Source organism: Paraburkholderia acidisoli (genome assembly GCF_009789675.1).
Lineage (GTDB): Bacteria > Pseudomonadota > Gammaproteobacteria > Burkholderiales > Burkholderiaceae > Paraburkholderia > Paraburkholderia acidisoli.
In genome coordinates, this window is record NZ_CP046913.1 from 458,383 (window position 1) to 478,499 (window position 20,117).

At 66.3% G+C, this 20,117-nt stretch carries 21 protein-coding genes; 5 read left to right on the plus strand and 16 right to left on the minus strand.

Features of this window, described 5'->3' with window-relative positions:
* Positions 1-120: 120 nt before the first annotated feature.
* The 8 genes from ruvC to FAZ98_RS02055 all read right to left on the minus strand — a co-directional run bounded on the left by ruvC (position 121) and on the right by FAZ98_RS02055 (position 7,639).
* The gene (gene ruvC / locus FAZ98_RS02020; protein ID WP_158948289.1) at positions 121-663 is read right to left on the minus strand and encodes a crossover junction endodeoxyribonuclease RuvC; all 543 of its coding nucleotides are present in this window, start codon (positions 661-663) and stop codon (positions 121-123) included.
* A gap of 152 nt (positions 664-815) precedes the next feature.
* Positions 816-2,381: a bifunctional phosphoribosylaminoimidazolecarboxamide formyltransferase/IMP cyclohydrolase gene (gene purH, locus FAZ98_RS02025; protein WP_158948291.1), complete on the minus strand. Its 1,566-nt coding sequence runs from the start codon at positions 2,379-2,381 to the stop codon at positions 816-818.
* 117 nt (positions 2,382-2,498) lie between these two features.
* A complete protein-coding gene (locus FAZ98_RS02030) occupies positions 2,499-2,732 on the minus strand; it encodes a Fis family transcriptional regulator (protein ID WP_158948293.1) in 234 nt (77 codons plus the stop codon).
* Positions 2,729-3,808 (minus strand): tRNA dihydrouridine synthase DusB, encoded by a 1,080-nt coding sequence (dusB, locus tag FAZ98_RS02035; RefSeq protein WP_158948295.1) that lies wholly within the window; start codon positions 3,806-3,808, stop codon positions 2,729-2,731. The genes FAZ98_RS02030 and dusB overlap by 4 nt, the downstream gene beginning before the upstream one ends.
* 286 nt (positions 3,809-4,094) lie before the next feature.
* The gene (locus tag FAZ98_RS02040; protein ID WP_158948297.1) at positions 4,095-4,493 is read right to left on the minus strand and encodes a type II toxin-antitoxin system VapC family toxin; all 399 of its coding nucleotides are present in this window, start codon (positions 4,491-4,493) and stop codon (positions 4,095-4,097) included.
* Positions 4,490-4,732: an antitoxin gene (locus FAZ98_RS02045; protein WP_158948299.1), complete on the minus strand. Its 243-nt coding sequence runs from the start codon at positions 4,730-4,732 to the stop codon at positions 4,490-4,492. Before FAZ98_RS02045 ends, FAZ98_RS02040 begins: the two co-directional genes overlap by 4 nt.
* Before the next feature lie 92 nt (positions 4,733-4,824).
* Positions 4,825-6,102 carry a UbiH/UbiF/VisC/COQ6 family ubiquinone biosynthesis hydroxylase gene (locus FAZ98_RS02050; RefSeq protein ID WP_158948301.1) on the minus strand — a complete coding sequence of 426 codons (1,278 nt, stop codon included), beginning with the start codon at positions 6,100-6,102 and terminating at the stop codon, positions 4,825-4,827.
* Positions 6,103-6,148: 46 nt separating this feature from the next.
* Complete coding sequence (locus tag FAZ98_RS02055) at positions 6,149-7,639, minus strand: aminopeptidase P N-terminal domain-containing protein (RefSeq protein WP_158948303.1); 1,491 nt, start codon at positions 7,637-7,639, stop codon at positions 6,149-6,151.
* A 239-nt stretch (positions 7,640-7,878) separates the two neighbouring features.
* Here FAZ98_RS02055 and FAZ98_RS02060 point away from each other — a divergent pair, with 239 nt between their 5' ends.
* Positions 7,879-8,490 carry a glutathione S-transferase C-terminal domain-containing protein gene (locus FAZ98_RS02060; RefSeq protein ID WP_158948305.1) on the plus strand — a complete coding sequence of 204 codons (612 nt, stop codon included), beginning with the start codon at positions 7,879-7,881 and terminating at the stop codon, positions 8,488-8,490.
* 71 nt (positions 8,491-8,561) lie between these two features.
* Here the strand turns inward: FAZ98_RS02060 and FAZ98_RS02065 are convergent, their stop codons facing one another.
* From FAZ98_RS02065 to FAZ98_RS02075, 3 genes are all read right to left on the minus strand, one after another.
* Positions 8,562-10,172 carry an FMN-binding glutamate synthase family protein gene (locus FAZ98_RS02065; protein WP_158948307.1) on the minus strand — a complete coding sequence of 537 codons (1,611 nt, stop codon included), beginning with the start codon at positions 10,170-10,172 and terminating at the stop codon, positions 8,562-8,564.
* Positions 10,173-10,428: 256 nt separating this feature from the next.
* Positions 10,429-11,658 (minus strand): tRNA 2-thiouridine(34) synthase MnmA, encoded by a 1,230-nt coding sequence (gene mnmA, locus FAZ98_RS02070; protein WP_158948309.1) that lies wholly within the window; start codon positions 11,656-11,658, stop codon positions 10,429-10,431.
* A gap of 35 nt (positions 11,659-11,693) precedes the next feature.
* Positions 11,694-12,179: an NUDIX hydrolase gene (locus tag FAZ98_RS02075; RefSeq protein ID WP_158948311.1), complete on the minus strand. Its 486-nt coding sequence runs from the start codon at positions 12,177-12,179 to the stop codon at positions 11,694-11,696.
* A 367-nt stretch (positions 12,180-12,546) separates the two neighbouring features.
* Between FAZ98_RS02075 and FAZ98_RS02080 the strand changes: the two genes are divergently transcribed.
* Genes FAZ98_RS02080 through FAZ98_RS02090 form a run of 3 tightly spaced genes read left to right on the plus strand, consistent with a single transcriptional unit; the run spans position 12,547 to position 15,500 of the window.
* Positions 12,547-13,698, plus strand: a complete 1,152-nt coding sequence (locus tag FAZ98_RS02080; protein ID WP_158948313.1) for a Re/Si-specific NAD(P)(+) transhydrogenase subunit alpha — start codon at positions 12,547-12,549, stop codon at positions 13,696-13,698.
* An 18-nt stretch (positions 13,699-13,716) separates the two neighbouring features.
* Positions 13,717-14,049: an NAD(P) transhydrogenase subunit alpha gene (locus FAZ98_RS02085; RefSeq protein WP_158948315.1), complete on the plus strand. Its 333-nt coding sequence runs from the start codon at positions 13,717-13,719 to the stop codon at positions 14,047-14,049.
* Positions 14,046-15,500 carry an NAD(P)(+) transhydrogenase (Re/Si-specific) subunit beta gene (locus FAZ98_RS02090; protein ID WP_158948317.1) on the plus strand — a complete coding sequence of 485 codons (1,455 nt, stop codon included), beginning with the start codon at positions 14,046-14,048 and terminating at the stop codon, positions 15,498-15,500. Before FAZ98_RS02085 ends, FAZ98_RS02090 begins: the two co-directional genes overlap by 4 nt.
* 87 nt (positions 15,501-15,587) lie before the next feature.
* Here FAZ98_RS02090 and FAZ98_RS02095 read toward each other — a convergent pair whose 3' ends face one another.
* Together FAZ98_RS02095 and FAZ98_RS02100 are read right to left on the minus strand one after the other, a co-directional pair.
* On the minus strand, positions 15,588-16,274 hold the full coding sequence (locus FAZ98_RS02095; protein ID WP_158948319.1) for a helix-turn-helix transcriptional regulator: 687 nt from the start codon (positions 16,272-16,274) through the stop codon (positions 15,588-15,590).
* Positions 16,275-16,431: 157 nt separating this feature from the next.
* The gene (locus FAZ98_RS02100) at positions 16,432-16,830 is read right to left on the minus strand and encodes a VOC family protein (RefSeq protein WP_158948321.1); all 399 of its coding nucleotides are present in this window, start codon (positions 16,828-16,830) and stop codon (positions 16,432-16,434) included.
* Between the two features lie 257 nt (positions 16,831-17,087).
* Between FAZ98_RS02100 and FAZ98_RS02105 the strand changes: the two genes are divergently transcribed.
* Positions 17,088-17,906, plus strand: coding sequence for a glycosyltransferase family 2 protein (locus FAZ98_RS02105; RefSeq protein WP_158948323.1), 819 nt, complete (start codon positions 17,088-17,090; stop codon positions 17,904-17,906).
* Positions 17,907-17,997: 91 nt separating this feature from the next.
* On the opposite strand, the gene FAZ98_RS02110 is transcribed toward FAZ98_RS02105, so the two are convergent.
* From FAZ98_RS02110 to FAZ98_RS02120, 3 genes are all read right to left on the minus strand, one after another.
* Positions 17,998-19,311 (minus strand): THUMP domain-containing class I SAM-dependent RNA methyltransferase, encoded by a 1,314-nt coding sequence (locus FAZ98_RS02110; protein WP_158948325.1) that lies wholly within the window; start codon positions 19,309-19,311, stop codon positions 17,998-18,000.
* 94 nt (positions 19,312-19,405) lie between these two features.
* The gene (locus FAZ98_RS02115; RefSeq protein ID WP_158948327.1) at positions 19,406-19,720 is read right to left on the minus strand and encodes an addiction module antidote protein; all 315 of its coding nucleotides are present in this window, start codon (positions 19,718-19,720) and stop codon (positions 19,406-19,408) included.
* Between the two features lie 3 nt (positions 19,721-19,723).
* A complete protein-coding gene (locus FAZ98_RS02120) occupies positions 19,724-20,041 on the minus strand; it encodes a type II toxin-antitoxin system RelE/ParE family toxin (RefSeq protein WP_158948329.1) in 318 nt (105 codons plus the stop codon).
* Between the last annotated feature and the right edge of the window lie 76 nt (positions 20,042-20,117).

Consider the following 20,117-nt stretch of genomic DNA (forward strand, 5'->3'; position numbering starts at 1 on the left):
AGCGCCGCGCGCAGCGGCGCGGCTTTCGGGGCGCGTCAGACATTGGGATAAAGCGAATTCCGCCGATGACCCGCGCGGTTTGTCCGCGAAGTTATCCGTGCTTATCGTGATTATTCGCGCTTATCCGATCAGCCGCCCGCGCCGCACGCGCATGCCCTTTTTCGCGAGCGAGGGCGCGAGGCCGCCGAGCGTCGCGAGGGTGTCGCCGCCGTGGGCGTGGCAGATCGCCATGCCGAGCGCGTCGGCGGCGTCGGTGCCGGGCATGCCGGTGAGCGCGAGCAGGCGCACGACCATCTGCTGCATCTGCTCCTTGGTCGCGCGGCCGTAGCCCACCACGGCCTGCTTGAGTTGCAGCGCCGTGTATTCGGCCACCGGCACGCCGCCCGAGACGAGCCCGCAAATGGCGGCGCCGCGCGCCTGGCCGAGCAGCAGCGTCGACTGCGGATTGACGTTGACGAAGACCTTTTCGATCGCGGCCTGGTCGGGCGCGTGCTGGCGGATCAGCGTGGACACCCCTTCGAAGATGGTGCCGAGGCGCGTGGGCAGATCGGCATCGGCGGTACGGATGACGCCGCTCGCCACGTACGAGAGCTGATGGCCGTGACGTTCGATCACGCCGAAGCCGGTCACACGCAAGCCGGGGTCGATGCCGAGAATTCTCATGAAATGCGGGAAAAACGGAAGGTGCCTGCGATGGTACAACGAACGGCGCGGCGGCCGCGAGCCTTCGCGGCATAGGCGCACACGAGAACGCCAACGAAAAAGCCCGCGCGTAGCGGGCTTTTTGCTGAGATCGGCAACGGTTGGCGATCGATTTAGTGACGGAAGTGGCGAATGCCCGTCATCACCATGGCGATGTTGTGCTCGTCGGCGGCGGCGATCACTTCGTCGTCGCGCATCGAGCCGCCCGGCTGGATCACGCAGGTCGCGCCCGCGTTGACCACCACGTCGAGACCGTCACGGAACGGGAAGAACGCATCCGAGGCGACCGCCGTGCCCGCGAGCTTGAGGCCCGCGTTTTCCGCCTTGATGCTGGCGATGCGCGCCGAATCCACGCGGCTCATCTGGCCCGCGCCCACGCCCATCGTCATGCCGTTCGCGCAGAACACGATCGCGTTCGACTTCACGAACTTCGCGACGCGCCAGGCGAACAGCAGATCGTCCATTTCCTTCGGCGTGGGGTGACGCTTCGTCACGACGCGCAGCTCGTGCGGCTGCACGTTCTTCGAGTCGAGCGATTGCACCAGCAGACCGCCGCCCACGCGCTTCAGGTCGAACGCGTTATGGCCATCGCCCAGCGCGATCTGCAACAGACGCACGTTTTGCTTCGCGGCGAACACGGCCTTGGCCGCTTCCGAGAACGACGGTGCGATCAGCACTTCGACGAACTGCTTCGACACGGCCTGGGCCGCGGCTTCGTCCACTTCGCGGTTGAACGCGATGATGCCGCCGAACGCCGAGGTCGGGTCGGTCTGGAACGCCTTCGCGTAGGCTTCGTGCGCGTCGGCGCCCACGGCCACGCCGCACGGGTTCGCATGCTTGACGATCACGCAGGCGGGCGCGTCGAAGGTCTTCACGCATTCCCACGCCGCGTCGGAATCCGCGATGTTGTTGTACGAGAGTTCCTTGCCCTGCAACTGCGTGTAGTTCGCGAGCGCGCCGGCGGGCGTCGCGAGATCGCGGTAGAACGCGGCGCTCTGGTGCGGGTTTTCGCCGTAACGCAGGTCCTGGACCTTGTCGTACGCGAGGTTCAGCACGGCCGGGAAGGCGTTGCGCGACTTGTGGTCGAGCGCTTCCGTCAGGCTCGTGAGGTAGTTCGTGATCGCGCCGTCGTACTGCGCCGTGTGCGAGAACACCTTGGTCGCGAGGCGGAAGTTGGTGGCGTAGCTCACGCTGTTGCCGTTCGCGCGCATCTCTTCCAGCACCTTCGCGTAGTCGGCCGGGTCGACCACCACCGTGACGTCGCGATGGTTCTTCGCCGCCGAACGCAGCATGGTCGGGCCGCCGATGTCGATGTTCTCGATCGCGTCTTCGAGCGAGCACTCTTCCTTCGAGATCGTCTGCACGAACGGGTAGAGGTTCACGACCAGCAGGTCGATCGTCGGGATGTCGTGCTTGTCGAGCGCGGCCATGTGCTCGGGCAGATCGCGGCGCGCGAGAATGCCGCCGTGCACCTTCGGGTGCAGCGTTTTCACGCGCCCATCGAGCATTTCCGGAAAGCCGGTGTAGTCGGCGACTTCGGTGACGGGAAGACCCGCGTCCGCGAGCAGTTTCGCGGTGCCGCCGGTCGACAGGAGCTTGACGCCGAGATCCGAGAGGGATTTCGCGAAATCGACGATGCCTGCCTTGTCGGAAACGGAGATGAGCGCTTGCTTGATCATGATGTGGAAGAGTTGCCGATAGATCGAGGAGTCAGCGCAAGAGGCCCGGAAACAGGCCAGGAAACAGGCCCGGAAACCTGCCCGGAAACCTGCCCGGAAAAACGCAGCGGCCGGTGATTACAGCAGGCCGTGCTGCTGGAGCTTCTTGCGCAGCGTATTGCGGTTGATGCCGAGATACTCGGCGGCCAGCGACTGATTGCCGCCCGCCTGCTCGAGCACCACCTCGAGCATCGGTTTTTCGACGCACGCCATCACCATTTCGTAGACGTCGTGCGGATTGCTGCCGTCGAGATCCTGGAAGTAATTACCCAGACTCTCGCGGACGGATTGTTCGATATTGTGCTTGCTCATGCTGCCAGTCGATCGGAGGAGGCGGCGCCTTTGCCTGCATCGCTCTCGTCGCTTGCGTCGCCTTCGTCCTCGTAGACGAGGCGCTCGGAACGCGCCTTTTGCTCGTCGAAGAACTGGTTGACGGCGACGAGTTGTTCGCGCGTGGTGTCCAGCGTGTTCATGCGATGCCGGAACGTATTGGCGCCGCAAAGGCCGCGAGTGTACCAGCCGATATGCTTGCGCGCAGTACGCACGCCCGTAAATTCGCCGTAAAACGCATAGTGGTCTTCGAGATGCTCGTTCATGATCGACTGGATCTCGTCCACGCGCGGCGCGGGCAGCAATTCGCCGGTCGCGAGGAAATGCTCGATTTCGCGAAAGAGCCACGGGCGGCCCTGCGCCGCGCGGCCGATCATGATGGCGTCGGCGCCCGTGACGTCGAGCACGTGACGCGCTTTCTGCGGCTTCGTGATGTCGCCGTTCGCAACCACGGGAATGCGCGCGGCGGCCTTCACCGCGGCGATGGTGTCGTATTCCGCCTCGCCGTGATAGAGGTCGGCGCGCGTGCGGCCGTGCACGGTCAGCATCGAAATGCCGCAGTCTTCGGCAATGCGCGCGACGGTGAGCGCGTTGCGATGGTCGCGGTCCCAACCGGTGCGGATCTTGAGCGTGACGGGCACGGCATCTGGCCCCACGCCCACGGCGTCCACCACGGCCTTGACGATGCGCGCCACGAGCGGCTCGTTTTGCAGCAGCGCCGAGCCGGCCGCCACGTTGCAGACTTTCTTGGCCGGGCAACCCATGTTGATGTCGATGATCTGCGCGCCGTTCGCGACGTTATAGCGCGCGGCTTCGGCCATCATTTCGGGGTCGGCGCCGGCGATCTGCACCGAGATGGGTTCCACTTCGCCCGCGTGATTCGCGCGGCGCATGGTCTTTTCGCTTTTCCAGAGCTGCGCGTTGGACGCGACCATCTCCGAGACGGCGTAGCCTGCGCCGAGACGCTTGCACAGCTGGCGAAACGGCCGGTCCGTGACGCCCGCCATGGGAGCGACGAACAGGTTGTTACGCAGGGTATGACGGCCGATAGTGAACATGACGCGCGGGCGAGCCACGGGCGCGCGGCGGAAAGCATTCCGGCGGCGCGGCGAGCGGCGAAAATCGAAAGGGGAAACGTCTATTTTAGCGTAACCGGGATGCGCGGTCGCGCGCGGCGGACGAGGCAAGGGCGCGCGGTGTTGCGCGGTGTTGTTTTCCGGATGAGGAAAAAGGGCTTTGGGGTCAGCGGGTTGGCGGGTTGGCGGGGAAAAGGGCTGGTTGTTTCGCGACTTGATGCGACCCCTGAAGATCGCGCGGTGAGCCGTCGCGAGCGAAACACCGAGATTAGCTTGCGGCTTGCCAATCTTCGAACTGCAAACCCGCGACGCGTTCGAACTCGCGCACGTTGTGCGTCACGAGCACGAGTTGCCGCGAGCGCGCCTGTCCTGCGATCAGCGCGTCGTAAGGCCCAATGGGCGTGCCGGCCGCCGCAAGTTGTGCGCGAATTTCGCCCGCGTGCTGGGCGTCTTCGGCATCGAACGGAATCAGTTCGAACTGCAATGCCGCAACACGCGCGACATTGTCGGCGGCGCGTTGACTCTTGTACGCGCCGTAATACAACTCGTGCGCGACGACGGACGGCATGCCGAAGTCGCTGGGCGCATGCGCATGCAGCTTCGCCAGCACCGCAGGATCGCCTTTGAGGATGGCAATCACGGCGTTGGTGTCCAGCAGATATTTCATTCGAATACGTCCAGACCTGGACGATCTTGCGCCGTGGCCGCTTCGCGGGCCGCCGCCGCGAAATCGTCGTCCAGCGGGCCGATCAGCGGCGCGAGCCACGCCCAGTCCTGCGGCACCGGCTCGAGTATCACGGCGGCGCCGTGGCGGCGGATGCGCACTTCCGGCGTGTCGAAACGAAAGTCCTTCGGCAGGCGGACGGCCTGCGAGCCGCCGTGTTTGAAAATTCTGGCGATATCCATGGCCTCACCTCCGTGTATCTATAAATTATATCTACTTTTGTGGGTGCGGCAAGAGAGCGGCCGGGGTTTTGGGGAGACTGACTTGCTCGCGCTCAGATCCGCTGCCCGAACATCATCTGCCGGGCGAGCGCCGTCTTCACGGGCGGCGCGAATTCGAGCGCCGTGAGCGCGAGCCCGCGCAGCGCGGCGAGCGGCGCGAAATCGACGGTGAAAAGACGCGCGAGCGTATCCGTCGCGCCGATCGTCATGCGCCGGTCGAGCGCGCGGCGCGCCGCGAAGGTCGCGAGCGCCTTCGGCGTGGCGCCGTGGAGCGCGAGCGCGTCGGCGAGCGCGTGCGCGTCGCGCAGGCCGAGATTCAGCCCCTGGCCCGCGACCGGATGCAGCGTTTGCGCCGCGTTGCCCACGGCGGCGATGTGTCCTTGCCCCGAGACGAGCGCGTCGAGCGCATTCAGGCCGAGCGGGAACGCCGCGCGGCCGTGGATCTGCGTGAAGCGGCCCATGCGCGCGCCGAACGCCGTGCCGAGTTCCGCGAGAAAGTCGGCGTCGGTGAGTTGCGCGCGGCGCTCGGCTTCTTCGGGCGCGCTGCACCACACGAGCGCGTAGTCCGCGCCGCGCACGCCGCCCATCGGCAAAAGCGCGATCGGGCCTTCGTTCGTGAAGCGCTCCCACGCCACGTGCGGTTGCGGCGCCGAAAGCGTGACCACGCCAACGAGCGCCGTCTGCCCGTAGTCGCGCGAACGCTGCGTTCTGGACTCGGTATCGGAGCGATCGGCGGAATGAGCGGACTTCGCCTCGGTCTCGCGCGCCGACGGCCGGTACAGCCCGCCTTCGGCATTGACGAGAATGCGCGTGCGCAGCTTGCGCTCGACGCCCGCGCTCACGATCGGCAGCGTCACGCCGTCGTGCTCGACCACCGGGTCGTGCGCCTGCGTGTGATGCAGCCAGTGCACGCGCGTGCCGCGCACGGCCTGCGCGAGCGCCTGCACGATTGAGCCGTAGCGCGCGACGTAGCCGAGCGCGGGCAAATCGTAGTCGTGCCGGTCGATCAGCGTGCGGCCGAAGTGACCGCGCTGCGACACGTGAATCCGTTCGATGGCCGTGGCGTCGTGCGGCCACGCGAGCGCCTCGACCAGCGTACGGCTGCCTTGCGACACGGCGATCGCGCGCGGATCGCCGGCGCTGTCTTCGGGCTCGCGCGCATCGACGAGGGCGATCGACAGGTCTTGCGTGGCGCTGCGCCTCGCGAGCCAGCCCGCGAGCGCGAGGCCGACCGGACCCGCGCCGACGATCGTCACGTCGTGGTCGAACGGCGCAAGGGCGGCGGGCGCGGCGGACGTGGTGGAATCGGCGGGAGAAGAAACGGCGTTCATGTCGATGGACTTCGCAATGGCGTGATTCGGTGTTCTTGCCTGGGGCTCAGGCGCGCGGCGCGTGCTGCATGAGCGCTTCGATTTCGTCGGCGGCCACGGGCACGTCGCGCGTGATCAGCTCGCAGCCCGTTTCGGTGACGATCGCGTCGTCCTCGATCCGGATGCCGATGTCCCAGTAGCGCTCGGGCACGTCTTCCGCCGCGCGAATGTACAAACCCGGCTCGATCGTGAGCGTCATGCCCGCACGCAGCGTGCGCCACGGCGGCGGCGTAGCGGTCTTCTGCGTGCCGCCGTTGTCCGCGCCGCGTTCGCGGTAATCGCCCGCGTCGTGCACGTCCATGCCGAGCCAATGTCCCGTGCGATGCATGTAAAAGCGCGCGTAGGCGCGTTCCGCGATCACCGCGTCGACGTTCGCGTAGCGCGATGTGTCCAGAATGCCCGTGTCGAGCAGACCTTGCGCGAGCACGCGCACGGCGGCGTCGTGCGGCGCCTCGAAGTTCACGCCCGCGCGCGTGGCAGCCACGGCCGCCTGCTGCGCCGCGAGCACGATGTCGTACAGCTCGCGCTGCGCCGGCGTGAACCTGCCGCTCGCCGGAAACGTGCGGGTGATGTCGGAGGCATAGCCGTTGAGTTCGCACGCGGCGTCGATCAGCACGAGGTCGCCTTCGCGCGCCACGGCGTTGCCCGCGGGATAGTGCAGCACGCAGGCGTTCGCGCCCGCCGCGACGATCGACCCGTAGGCGGGCGCCTGCGCGCCGTGCTTGCGGAACGTGTAGAGCAACTCGGCTTCGATTTCGTATTCGCGCATGCCAGGCTGGCACGTTTGCATCGCGCGGATATGCGCGAGCGCCGAAATTTTCGCGGCGCGGCGCATGGTGTCGAGTTCGTGCGCGTCCTTGATCACGCGCATGTCGTCGAGCAGCGGCAACAGGTCGTACACGGCGGCGGGCGCGGTCACGCCGCTGCGGCCTTGCGCGCGCACGGCGTCGAGCCAGCGCTTCACCTGCGCTTCCAGGCGTTCGTTCGCGGCCAGCGCGTAATGCAGCGCGGGGCGATTCGCGATCAGTTGCGGCATGCGCGTGTCGAGATCGTCGACGGCAAACGCGGCGTCGAAGCCGAACGCCTCGCGCGCGGCGTCGGGTCCGTAGCGAAAGCCTTCCCAGGTTTCGCGCTCGACGTTCTTCGCGCGGCAGAAGAGGATCGCGGCGGGCTGGTTCTCGCCGGCGCCCGCGTCGAGCACGAGCACGGCCTCGGGCTCCGTGAAGCCGGTGAGGTAATAGAAGTAGCTGTCGTGCCGGTACGGATAGTCGGCGTCGCGATTGCGCAGCGCCTCGGGCGCGGTCGGCACGATCGCGATTCCGCCACCATTCGCGCCGCCTTTCTCGCGCAGCGCGGCGAGCACGCGTTCGCGGCGCGCGCGATAGAGCGCGGGGCCGCCGTCGGGCCCGGGTTGCACATCCGGCAGGTGCGTCGCACTGGCGGCAACACGTGCCGCGGCCGGGTCGTTTTGCGTGAGCTTCGGTTCGGTCGAGTCCATCGGGGAATTGTAGCGCCACACCGCGGGCGGCCGCTCGCACGGGCGGCGGCGTCGCCATCGAGTGCCGCGCCATCGAGTGCTGCGCTAACGAGCGCCGCGCCATCGTGTGTCATGCTCATCGGCGATGTTGTCTTTCGCCTACATCCAATGTCAGAAAAAGCCTGACGTTATCTGACATGCCGTCAGAAAGTGGTCAATCCAACGTATACTTCGCGCGGATTACAGAAAAGGCAGGTGCGATGAAACTTATCGGTTCGCTCGGCAGCCCTTACGTCCGCAAGGCGCGGATCACGCTCGCCGAAAAGAAAATCGACTACAAGCTGGTGCTCGAAAACGTCTGGGCCGCGGAAACCGCGATCCACGACTTCAACCCGATCGGCAAGGTGCCTTGCCTCGTGATGGAAGACGGCGAGGCCGTGTTCGATTCGCGCGTGATCTGCGAGTACGTCGACATGCTGTCGCCGGTCGGCAAACTGATCCCGCCGGCGGGGCGCGAGCGCATCGAGGTGCGCTGCTGGGAAGCGCTCGCCGACGGCATGCTCGACGCCGCCGTGCTGATTCGCGCCGAAGGCACGCAGCGCACGCCCGAGCAGCGCTGCGAGGCATGGGTCGAACGCCAGCAACGCAAGATCGCCGAAGGGCTCACGGCCATGGCCAAGGGCCTCGCGGGCAACCCGTGGTGCGCGGGCAACCGCTACACGCTCGCCGACATTTCGGTGGGTTGCTCGCTCGGTTATCTCGACTTCCGCATGCCCGAGCTGAACTGGCGCGAGCCGCATCCGAATCTCGCGCGTCACTTCGAAAAGCTCTCGCAGCGCCCGTCGTTCATCGACACGGTGCCGCAAGGTTGACCATAAAACGCGCATAAAAAAACGCCCGGCGGCTTGCAAACCGTCGGGCGTTTTTCATTCCACCACCGTCTTCAGGCGACGATCTTCTCCGCCTCGGGCGCGAACGAATCGCTGCGCGCCACCGGCCACCATTTTTCGAACAGCTGGTAGCGGTAACGGCCTTCGAGCAGATCGCCGGGCTTCAGATACTTGAGCAGTTCCGACATCAGCTGCACTTCGTACGACGAGACGCGCCGCACGATGTGATGCGCGCGCAGCTCCGACGGGCTCGACAGCCCCGCGGCCTGGACGATCTCCTGCAACGCATGCAGCGTGTTGCGGTGGAAGTAGTACACGCGGTCGCCCTTGTCGGGCACGTTCAGCGCGCGCTGGCGCACCGCGTCTTGCGTGGCCACGCCGGTCGGGCAGCGGTCCGAATGGCATTTTTGCGCCTGGATGCAACCCACGGCGAACATGAAGCCACGCGCCGAGTTCACCCAGTCCGCGCCGATCGCGAGCGTGCGCGCGATGTCGAACGCCGTGATGATCTTGCCGCTCGCGCCAATCTTGATCTTGTCGCGCAAGCCAATGCCCACGAGCGTGTTGTGCACGAGCAGCAGGCCTTCCTGGAGCGGCGTGCCGATGTGGTCGGTGAACTCGATGGGCGCCGCGCCCGTGCCGCCTTCCGCGCCGTCCACCACGATGAAGTCCGGCAGGATGCCCGTTTCCAGCATGGCCTTGGCGATGCCGAAGAATTCCCAAGGATGCCCCACGCACAGCTTGAAACCGGTGGGCTTGCCGCCCGAGAGCGTGCGCAGGCGCTCGATGAATTCGAGCAGGCCGCGCGGCGTGGAGAACTCCGCGTGCCGCGAAGGCGAGACGCAATCCTTGCCGATGGGAATGCCGCGCGTCTCGGCGATCTCGGGCGTGACCTTGGCCGCGAGCAGCATGCCGCCGTGGCCCGGCTTCGCGCCTTGCGAGAGCTTCACTTCGATCATCTTGACCTGCGGCTCGGCGGCGAGGCGCGCGAAGTTTTCGGCGCTGAACGAACCGTCGTCGTTGCGGCAGCCGAAGTAGCCCGAGGCGATTTCCCAGATGATGTCGCCGCCGTTTTCGCGGTGATACTTCGAGAGCGAGCCTTCGCCGGTGTCGTGCGCGAAGCCGCCTTTCTTCGCGCCCAGATTGAGCGCGCGGATCGCGTTGGCCGAGAGCGCGCCAAAGCTCATCGCCGAAATATTGAAGATCGACATCGAATACGGCTGCTCGCGATTCGCGCCCACGAGCACGCGGAAGTCGCTGCCTTCGAGTTTGGTGGGCGCGAGCGAATGGCTGATCCATTCGTGGCCGATGGCCTTCACGTCGAGTTCGGTGCCGTACGGGCGGCTATCGACGGTATTTTTCGCGCGCTGGTACACCACGCTGCGCTGCACGAGCGAGAACGGCTTCTCGTCGGTGTCGTCTTCCACGAAATACTGGCGGATTTCGGGGCGCACGAACTCGAACATGAAGCGCAGATGGCCCCAGAGCGGATAGTTGCGCAGGATCGCGTGGCGCTGCTGGGTCATGTCCCAGAGGCCGAGCGCGACGAGCAGCGCGGGCGGGATCGCGCAGAGCCACGAGAGATGATGCAACGCCGAAGCGATGACGCAGGCCGCGAGCAGCAGCACCGCGCCCCACATGGCGAGATAACGTCGGGAAAACATGGGGGACTCCTCGAACTTGGGGCTTGCGCGCGACTCGCCGGAGGGGGCGGTGCGCGTCCGCCGCGCGCCGGATTCGCGTCGATCGCGGTTCCGTCCTGGCGCGGCTTGCCCGAATCATGCCGCAAGTTCGTGAAAGTTCGCCGCGAACGTTGCAACCTTTGCGGCGGATTTCGGCGTTGTGCTGAAAGCGCGGTAGGACGATGGGAAACGTCCCGCGAGAAAAGCCGCGAAGCCTTGCACTTCGCGGGTGGTTTCCTTACGTTTCGCTCGGCGTCGCGGCGTGCGTGGGCGCGTTTTGAGCCGTGGCGGCGGGCTTGCGGCGCGCCGGGCGCTTCTTTTTCTTCGGCGCCTCGGGCGGCGGCACGGCGGGTACGTGCGGTTCGAGCGTCGTCACGGCTTCGATGATGCCGCCGCCAAGACACACGTCGCCGTCGTAGAGCACGGCCGACTGGCCCGGTGTGACGGCCCACTGCGCCTCCGGGAAATGCAGCGAGAACTGGCCCGCGCCGAAGTCGTCCGCGCGATGGAACACCGTGGGCGCGTCCGCCTGGCGATAGCGCGTTTTCGCGCCGCACGCCTGATCTTCGGCGGGCGCTTCGCCCGCGACCCAGCTCACGTTGCCCGCGCGCAGCTCGTGCGCGAGCAGCCACGGATGATCGTGGCCCTGCACGACGTAGAGCGTGTTCGTGGCGATGTCCTTGCCGGCGACGAACCACGGGTCGCCGCTGCCGTCCTTGCTGCCGCCGAGGCCGATACCCTTGCGCTGGCCGAACGTGTAGAACGCAAGGCCGATGTGCTCGCCCACGACCTTGCCGTCGGGCGTCATCATCGGGCCCGGTTTGGTGGGCAGATAGCGGTTCAGGAAGTCGCGGAACGGCCGTTCGCCGATAAAGCAGATCCCGGTGGAGTCCTTCTTTTTCGCGTTCGGCAGGCCAATCTGTTCGGCGATCTCGCGCACCTTCGTCTTGGGGATTTCGCCGAGCGGGAACATCGTCTTCGAAAGCTGCGCCTGATTCAGGCGATGCAGGAAGTACGACTGGTCTTTGGTGTGATCGAGCGCCTTGAGCAGCTCGAAACGGCCGTGGGTCTCGTTCTGGCGCACGCGCGCGTAATGGCCCGTGGCGATGGTTTCCGCGCCCAGCGACATCGCGTGGTCGAGGAACGCCTTGAACTTGATCTCGGCGTTGCAGAGCACGTCGGGGTTGGGCGTGCGGCCGGCCGAATACTCGCGCAGGAACTCCGCGAACACGCGATCCTTGTATTCGGCGGCGAAGTTGACGGCTTCCACGTCGATGCCGATCAGATCCGCGACCGAGACCACGTCGATCCAGTCCTCGCGCGTCGAGCAGTACTCGCTGTCGTCGTCGTCTTCCCAGTTCTTCATGAAGAGACCGACGACGTCGAACCCCTGCTCCTTGAGCAGCCACGCGGTAACCGACGAATCCACGCCGCCCGACATGCCCACCACGACCTTACGTTTGCTCATTTTGCTGCTGCCTTATTGCTGCGCTATCGCTGCTTTCATTGCGTCTTTCTGGGCGCCGTCGCGTGCGTCTGCACGAAATCGAGCGGCACGCGCTTGCCCGCGAGGTAGTCGTCGACGCATTGCATGACGAGCGGCGTGCGATGGCGCTCGCTCGCGGCGCGCAGTTCGTCCACGCTCATCCACACGGTGCGCACGATATCGGGATCGAGCACGCGATTCTCGGGCTGCGCCGCCACTTGCCCGCAGTACGTGAAGCGCAGATAGGTCGCGCCGCTCTCGCCCGGCTTGCCGAAATGCGTCATGTACACGCCCACGAGCGCCTCGGGCGTAAACGCATAAGCGGTTTCCTCGAGCGTTTCGCGCACCACGGCGTCGTGCAGCGTCTCGCCCGGCTCCAGATGCCCGGCGGGCTGATTCAGGCGCAGACCGGCGCTCGTGTGCTCTTCCACAAGTAGAAAGCGCCCGTCGCGCTCGACGATCGCGGCCACGGTGACGTGGGGTGCCCAGGTTTCCTCGTTCATGGGCCGGTATTTTACCGGGACGCCGCGAACGCTGCCCGGGGCCGGATCGGCACGGGTTTCGTCGTCGCGGGTTTTGTCGTCGATGGGCGGTCGAGGCGCAACATTGGCCGTGCGCGCGGCATTTCGGTATCCCGACGCAGTCCCGACCGGCCGGTCGGGCGGCGCGACGCGGCGCGTTGCAGCGCAAAAAATCGAGGGTAATCCGTCTACAAACGTGCGCGCGCTTTCGGTTAAAGTGGGGCGTGATTTTGCGTTTGCCGTTGCCCTGGTTGCCGGCGTTTGCGCGTGCGTTGCGTGTCCGTCGTCGGCTTCCCTCCGCTCGATTCGAGCCAGAACAGCTAGAACAAGCAGTCGAGGAGGAACAACGATGCATATCGGAGTGCCCGCGGAAACCCGGGCGAACGAAAGCCGCGTGGCCGCGACGCCGGAGACCGTCAAGAAGTACGTCGCGCAGGGCCACACGGTCACGATCCAGGCCGGCGCGGGCGCCGGCGCGAGCTACCCCGACGAGGCCTACACGGCCGTGGGCGCGCAGATCGCCAGCGCGGCCGCCGCGTTCGGCGCCGAACTCGTGCTCAAGGTCCAGTCGCCGGTTGAAGCCGAGTTGCCGCTGATGCAGCGCGGCGCCACGCTCGTCGGCATGCTCGATCCCTTCAATGCGCAGAACGCCGCGCTGCTCGCGCAGGCGGGCGTCACGGCCTTCGCGCTCGAGGCCGCGCCGCGCACCACGCGCGCGCAAAGCCTCGACGTGCTCTCGTCGCAAGCCAACATCGCCGGTTACAAGGCCGTGCTGGTCGCGGCCAACCTGTACCCGCGCTTCATGCCGATGCTCATGACCGCCGCCGGCACCGTGAAAGCCGCGCGCGTGCTGGTGCTGGGCGCGGGCGTGGCCGGTTTGCAGGCGATCGCCACGGCGCGGCGCCTGGGCGCGGTGATCGAAGCGTCCGACGTGCGTCCGGCCGTGAAAGAGCAGATCGAGTCGCTGGGCGGCAAATTCCTCGACGTGCCGTTCGAAACCGAGGAAGAACGCGAAGCCGCGCAGGGCGTGGGCGGCTACGCGCGGCCGATGCCGCCTTCGTGGCTCGCGCGCCAGTCGCAACTCGTGCACGAGCGCGCGCGCCAGGCCGACATCGTGATCTCGACCGCGCTGATTCCGGGCCGCGACGCGCCCACGCTATTGCCCGCCGTGGCCGTGCAGGCGATGAAACCGGGCTCCGTGGTGATCGATCTCGCGGCGGGCCGCGGGCCCGTGGCCGATCAGGCCAGCGGGCGGCGCGGCGGCAACTGCCCGCTCACCGTGGCCGATCAGGTGGTCACGGAGCACGGCGTGCAGATCTGCGGCTACACGAATCTGCCGTCGATGGTGGCCGCCGACGCCTCGGCGCTCTACGCGCGCAATCTGCTCGACTTTCTGAAGCTGATCGTGACGAAGGAAGGCGCGCTCAACCTCGACCTCACCGACGATATCGTCGCGGCCACGCTGCTGGCCCGCGACGGCGCTGTCGCACGCAAGGCATGACGCGAAGGAGACCTCAGCATGGAAGTCATCAACCATACCGTCATCAATCTCATCATCTTCGTGCTGGCCGTGTACGTGGGCTATCACGTCGTGTGGAACGTCACGCCCGCGCTGCACACGCCGCTCATGGCCGTGACCAATGCGATCTCGGCAATCGTGATCGTCGGCGCGATGCTCGCCACGGGGCTGACCGTGGGCTTCTCCGGCAAGTTCTTCGGCACGCTCGCGGTGCTGCTCGCGGCCGTGAACGTGTTCGGCGGCTTTCTCGTCACGCGGCGCATGCTGGAGATGTTCCGCAAGAAAGAGCCGAAGAAGCTCGCCGTGGCCGAACGTAAGGAGGGCGCACGATGAGCATGAACGTCGTTACGCTGCTCTACCTCGTGGCGTCGGTGTGCTTCATCCAGGCGCTCAAGGGCTTGTCGAACCCGCGCAGCGCGCGCGCCGGCAACCTGTTCGGCATGGTCGGCATGGCCATCGCCATCCTCACCACGCTCGCGCTGATCGTGAAGGAGTCCGCCCAGTTCGGCTCCAATCTCGGCCTCGGTCTCGCGTTGCTGTTCGGCGCGCTGGTGGTGGGCGGCGGCCTGGGTGCGTACGTGGCCGCGCGCGTGGAAATGACGAAGATGCCCGAACTCGTCGCGGCCATGCACTCGCTGATCGGTCTCGCGGCCGTGTGCATCGCCTATGCGGTCGTTTCCGAACCGGCCGCGTTCGGGCTCGTGGCGGAAGACGCGCCGTATCCGGGTTTCCTGCCTTACGGCAACCGCATCGAGTTGTTCATCGGCACGTTCGTGGGCGCGATCACCTTCAGCGGCTCGGTGATCGCCTTCGGCAAGCTCTCGGGCAAGTACAAATTCCGCCTGTTCCAGGGCGCGCCCGTGGTGTATCCCGGCCAGCATCTGATCAACCTGATGCTCGCGATCGGCATGCTCGGCTTCGGCGTGCTGTTCTTCCTCACGCAGTCGTGGCTGCCGTTCATCGTCATGACGCTGATCGCGTTCGCGCTGGGCGTGCTCATCATCATTCCGATCGGCGGCGCGGACATGCCCGTGGTCGTCTCCATGCTCAACTCGTACTCGGGCTGGGCGGCGGCGGGCATTGGCTTTTCGCTCAACAACGCCATGCTGATCATCGCGGGCTCGCTCGTGGGGTCGTCGGGCGCGATCCTCTCGTACATCATGTGCCACGCGATGAACCGCTCGTTCTTCAACGTGTTGCTGGGCGGCTTTGGCGGCGAGGCGGGCGCGGCCGCGGCGGGCGGCGCGCAGGAGCAGCGGCCGGTGAAGTCGGGTTCCGCCGACGACGCTTCCTTCATGCTCGGCAACGCGGAGAGCGTGGTGATCGTGCCGGGCTACGGTCTCGCGGTGGCGCGCGCGCAGCACGCGCTGAAGGAACTCACCGACAAGCTCGTGGAAAAGGGCGTGGACGTGCGTTACGCGATTCACCCCGTGGCGGGCCGCATGCCGGGCCACATGAACGTGCTGCTCGCCGAAGCCGAAGTGCCCTACGACATGGTGTTCGAGATGGAGGACATCAACAACGAGTTCGGCCAGACGGACGTGGTGCTGGTGCTCGGCGCGAACGACGTGGTGAATCCCGCGGCCAAGAACGACCCGAAGTCGCCGATCGCGGGCATGCCGATCATCGAGGCGTACAAGGCGCGCACGATCATCGTCAACAAGCGGTCGATGGCGGCCGGTTACGCGGGCCTCGACAACGAACTCTTCTACATGGACAAGACGATGATGGTGTTCGGCGACGCGAAGAAGGTGATCGAGGACATGGTGAAGGCGGTGGAGTAGGCGGGGCGTTTCGCTTCGGTATCGACGATAAAAAGGCGCGCATCCGCAACGGTTTGCGCGCCTTTTTCCATGCGCGCGCGCAGCACTTCACATCGAAGGTGCATTCACGCGCCGCAGGTAGTCGGCGAGACGGCGGCCGCTCACGTCGGGAAACGGTTCGAGCACTTCCACCGTGCCCATGCGCTCGATGTTGAAATTGCGGAAGTCCTCGCGCATTTCGCACCACGCGCCCACCGTCCACTGCGCGCCCCAATAGACGAGCCCGAGCGGCCAGATGCGCCGCTCCGTGTGCGCGCCAATGCGGTCGCAATACGCGAAGCGCACGACGAGCCGCGTGTCGACGGCGCGATGCAGCGCGTCGAGCTTGTCGGAGAACGCGGGATCGACGTGATACGCGGGCGCGAACACGGCGATGCGTTCGAGCACCGCGCGTTTCTCGGCGGGCATCGCGGCGGCGACCTTGGCGAGCGCGCCGCGCGCCCCGGCCGCGAGCGCCGCGCCGCCCCACGACTCGGCCATGCGCGCGCCCACCGCGAGCGCCGTCAACTCGTCGGCGGTGAAGGTGAGCGGCGGCAGGCTGGCGGTGCGCGCGAGCCGGTAACCGATGCCCGCTTCGCCTTCGATCGGCACGCCCGACAGTTGCAGGTCGCGCACGTCGCGATACACCGTGCGCGGCGAGACCTCCAGCCATTCGGCCAGTTGTTGCGCCGTGGTCAGACGGCGGCCGCGCAGCAGTTCGGCGATACGGAAGAGGCGGTCGGCGCGACGGGTCATGGCTCTCGCTGGGGGACGGCGGCCGGCGCGAAACCAGCCGAAGCCGCGCGCCAGCCAACGGACGATGCGCAGATGATAGCGCCGGTTGCGCCGGCACCCGCGCACTTCGCCTGTCTCACCTGTGTCGCGCGCGCCGGGTGTAACACGCGCAACGCGCTCACACCAGCTTGGGCGCGTGCAAACCCACGCGATTGCCCTCGGTGTCGATAAAGAAGCCGATGTAGCCATAGTTGTTCGGCAGTTCGAGCGCCGGGCCCTGCTTCCTGCCGCCGGCTTTCTCGACGCGCGAGAGCACGGCGGTGACCGACGGCTGTGCGTTCAGATACACGAGCACGCCCTTCGGGTCGGGCTTGGCGTCTTGCGGATTGAAGACGATGCAGCCGCCGGTTTCGGTCTCGGTGTGGGCGAACAGCGCCATGGGCACGCCGCCGACCACTTCGCGCTGCAACGACGTATCGAAGGCCGTTTCGTAGAAGCGGGCGGCGCGCTCCAGGTCGTGCGCGGGAATTTCGAACCACGAGATGACGCGGGGCAGGCTGGACAGTTCGGTGGACACGTTGCGCTCCTTGTTGGATGGCTGTTGCCAGGCGGCTTCAGCAACGCCGGATGGCGTAGACGCAGTGTGCGCAAGGGCTGCTGACAACGTCTTGTCAGTAGCGTTGTGGCCCTCGAGTTTGGAAACGTCGGTCGAAACGCATTTCGACGCTGCGACCAACGCGTTTTTCGAACCTTTTCGAGAGAGGCCCGCGCGCGCATCTGTTGTAATCGGCGCACCGCATCCCCTCAACGTCCCGCTCAACGTCCCGCATCCGCATGTCTCCCACTGTTTCGATCATCACGCCCACCGCCAATCGCGCGGCGTTTTTGCCCGCCATCGCGCGCTGCGTGGCGCGTCAGCAGGTGAGCTGGGAATGGCTCGTCCTCGACGACTCTCCCGCGCCCAGCGCCTTCATGCAAACGCTCGCGCAGCAGGACGCGCGCGTGCGCTACGACTGGTCGAAAGCGCCGATGACGATCGGGGCGAAGCGCAACTTTCTGGTCGAGCGGGCGCGCGGCGAATTGATCGCCCATTTCGACGACGACGATCACTACGGCGCGCGCTATCTCGCCGACATGACGAAGCTGCTGCGCGAGAACCACGCGGGCCTCATGAAGCTCGCGACGTTCTGGATGTATGCGCCGCACACGCGTTTTCTGGGCTACATGGATCTGAACGCGCGTGTCGGGCTGCATTACATGCTGACGGGCAAGACCGTGGAGACGGTCACGTTCCACGAGAAGATGAAGATCGGCGCGGACTTTATCCTCTTCTACGGCTTCGCGTACGTGTATCGCAAGGCGCTGTTCGAGACGGCGCGTTTCGACGACGTGAACCTCGGCGAGGACGAAAGCTTTATCCGCCGGGTCGTCGACGCGGGGCACACGGTGCTCGCCGCCGACGACACCCAGGCGAACTGTCTGCACCTGATCCATCCGGGATCGACGTCGCGCTGCTTCTCGCGCTATGCGATGCCCGAATTCGTGCTGCCGCGACTGTTTCCGGAATACGAAGGCTACCCGCTGCCGGTCGAGCCGAACGGCGGCCCGCTCGTGATCCGCGACGCGAGCGCGACGCTCAGCGTGGGTGCCTGAGCGGCTTTCACGCCATCGCGTAAGCCATGAAAAACGGCGGCAAGGTGATGAAACCTTGCCGCCGTTTTCGCATCGACATCGATACTGAAAATTACTGCGCGTCGTCCTGATCTTCCGGCGCGGCGGGCTTCGACGCCGGGCGCTGGCGCACGCTGCCCGCGATCAGGTCGAAGCGGAACAGACGGCATTCGAGCGCGCCATTGTAGAGCGGCGTCTTGGCCGCCTCGCGCAGGCGCAACTGGCCAGGCAGCTTGCGGTCGGAGGTGAGGAAGAACGCGCGCCAGTCGGTGAAGCGCTGCTTGAGCGCGTCGCCGAGCGCGTGGAAGAACTCGGGATCGGGCGTGTCGTCCTGGATGCGGCGGAAGCCGTCGTCGTCGTCGCCGCGCATTTCACGCGCCGTGGGCCGCGCTTCGCCGCGCGCGTTGCGGCCGCGCACCTCGATCCGCTCGCCGTACGGCGGATTCACGACCAGCACGCCAGCGCCGCTGGCGGGCGGCGTCATGTTGCGCGCGTCGAGCTGCTTGAGCGGCACGTTGCCGAAACCGGCGCGCTTGAAGTTCGCGCGCGCCTTGTCGAGCATCACGTCGGAAATATCGCTGCCGAAGATCAACAGGTCGCGTTTGCCGCTCTGCGCGGTGTTGCGCGCGGTATTCGCCTCGCTCTTCAGATGGCGCCATGCGGCCATTTCGGCCTGCTTGAGGCGCTCGAAGCCGAAGCTGCGGTCGAGACCCGGCGCGATGTCGAGCGCGACTTGCGCGGCTTCGGCGAGGAACGTGCCGCTGCCGCACATCGGGTCGTAAAGCGGCGTGCCCGCGGTCCAGCCCGTGAGGCGCAGGATGCCCGCGGCGAGATTCTCGCGCAGGGGCGCGGCGCCCTTGTCGAGACGCCAGCCGCGCTTGAAGAGCGGCTCGCCCGAGGTGTCGAGATAGAGCGTGCAATCGGTTGCCGTGAGGAACGCGAAGACGCGCACGTCGGGGTAGGTGGTGTCGATGCTCGGGCGCGCGCCGGCTTTGTCGCGCATGCGGTCGCAGATGCCGTCCTTCACGCGCAGCGTGGCGAATTCGAGGCTGCGCAGCGGCGACTTGATCGCGGTGATGTCGACGCGCAGCGTCTCGTTCGCCGTGAACCACTGGTCCCAGCGCTGCTCGCGCGCGAGTTCGTAGATGTCGTGCTCGTCGCGATACGGGCGCTGCGCGATCTTCAGCAGCACGCGGCTCGCGATGCGCGAATGCAGGTTCGCGGCCATGCCGCCGGCCCAGTTGCCACGGAAATGCACGCCGCCGGGCACTTCGGCGCCGACGGACATGGCGCCGGGCGGCAGGCGATTTTTCGCGGTCTCGATCAGTTCGGAGACGAGCGCGGCTTCGAGGCCGCGCGGGCAGGGGGCAAAGAAATCGAAAGACATGAAGGAGGGTGCGGACGCTGCGGGGAAGGCGCTATTGTACGCGGGTTGCGGCGGGGGGCTGGAGTGGGTGGCGGGGGCGAGTCCGCGCGCTTGTTCAGGCCGACGCCTTCGAGCCGTGCAGCTCGAGCCCAAGCGCCTTGACGACCTTCAGAATCGTCCCGAAGCTGGGATTGACCTCGCCGGATAGCGCCTTGTACAAGCCTTCGCGGCTGATGCCCGTTTCGCGGGCGATCTCGCTCATGCCGCGTGCGCGCGCGATCACGCCCAGCGCGTGGGCGATAAACGCCGGATCGTCGCCGCCTTCACGCAGGCAGGCTTCGAAGTAATCGGCGATATCGTCTTCGGTTTGAAGATGCTCGGCGGAGTCCCACGGGCGGGTGGCGATGGGTTGGCTTGGGCTGGAAGTCATTAGCTACTCCGTGTCGAGATTCGCGAGCATGGCGTGCGCAGCACGGATATCGGCGTCCTGGCTGGATTTATCGCCGCCACAGAGCAGGATGACCAGCATGGCGCCGCGTTGCACGTAGTACACGCGATACCCCGCGCCGTGATCAGTGCGCATTTCAATGACCGGCGCCCCCGCGGAACGCGTGTCGCCGGGGTTGCCGAGCATGAGCCGGTCGATGCGGGCCTGAACGCGACGCTTCGCGATGCGGTCGCTGAGATTGACAAACCAGGTATCGAACACCTCGGTCGTGCGAATCGTGAGGCCATGAGGATTGTAATCCATGGTTGACAGGTGTGTGAACTTAAGTTCACACACTCGATAAGATGCGGGCTAAGCGTCGACCTCTACGCGGAAGGTC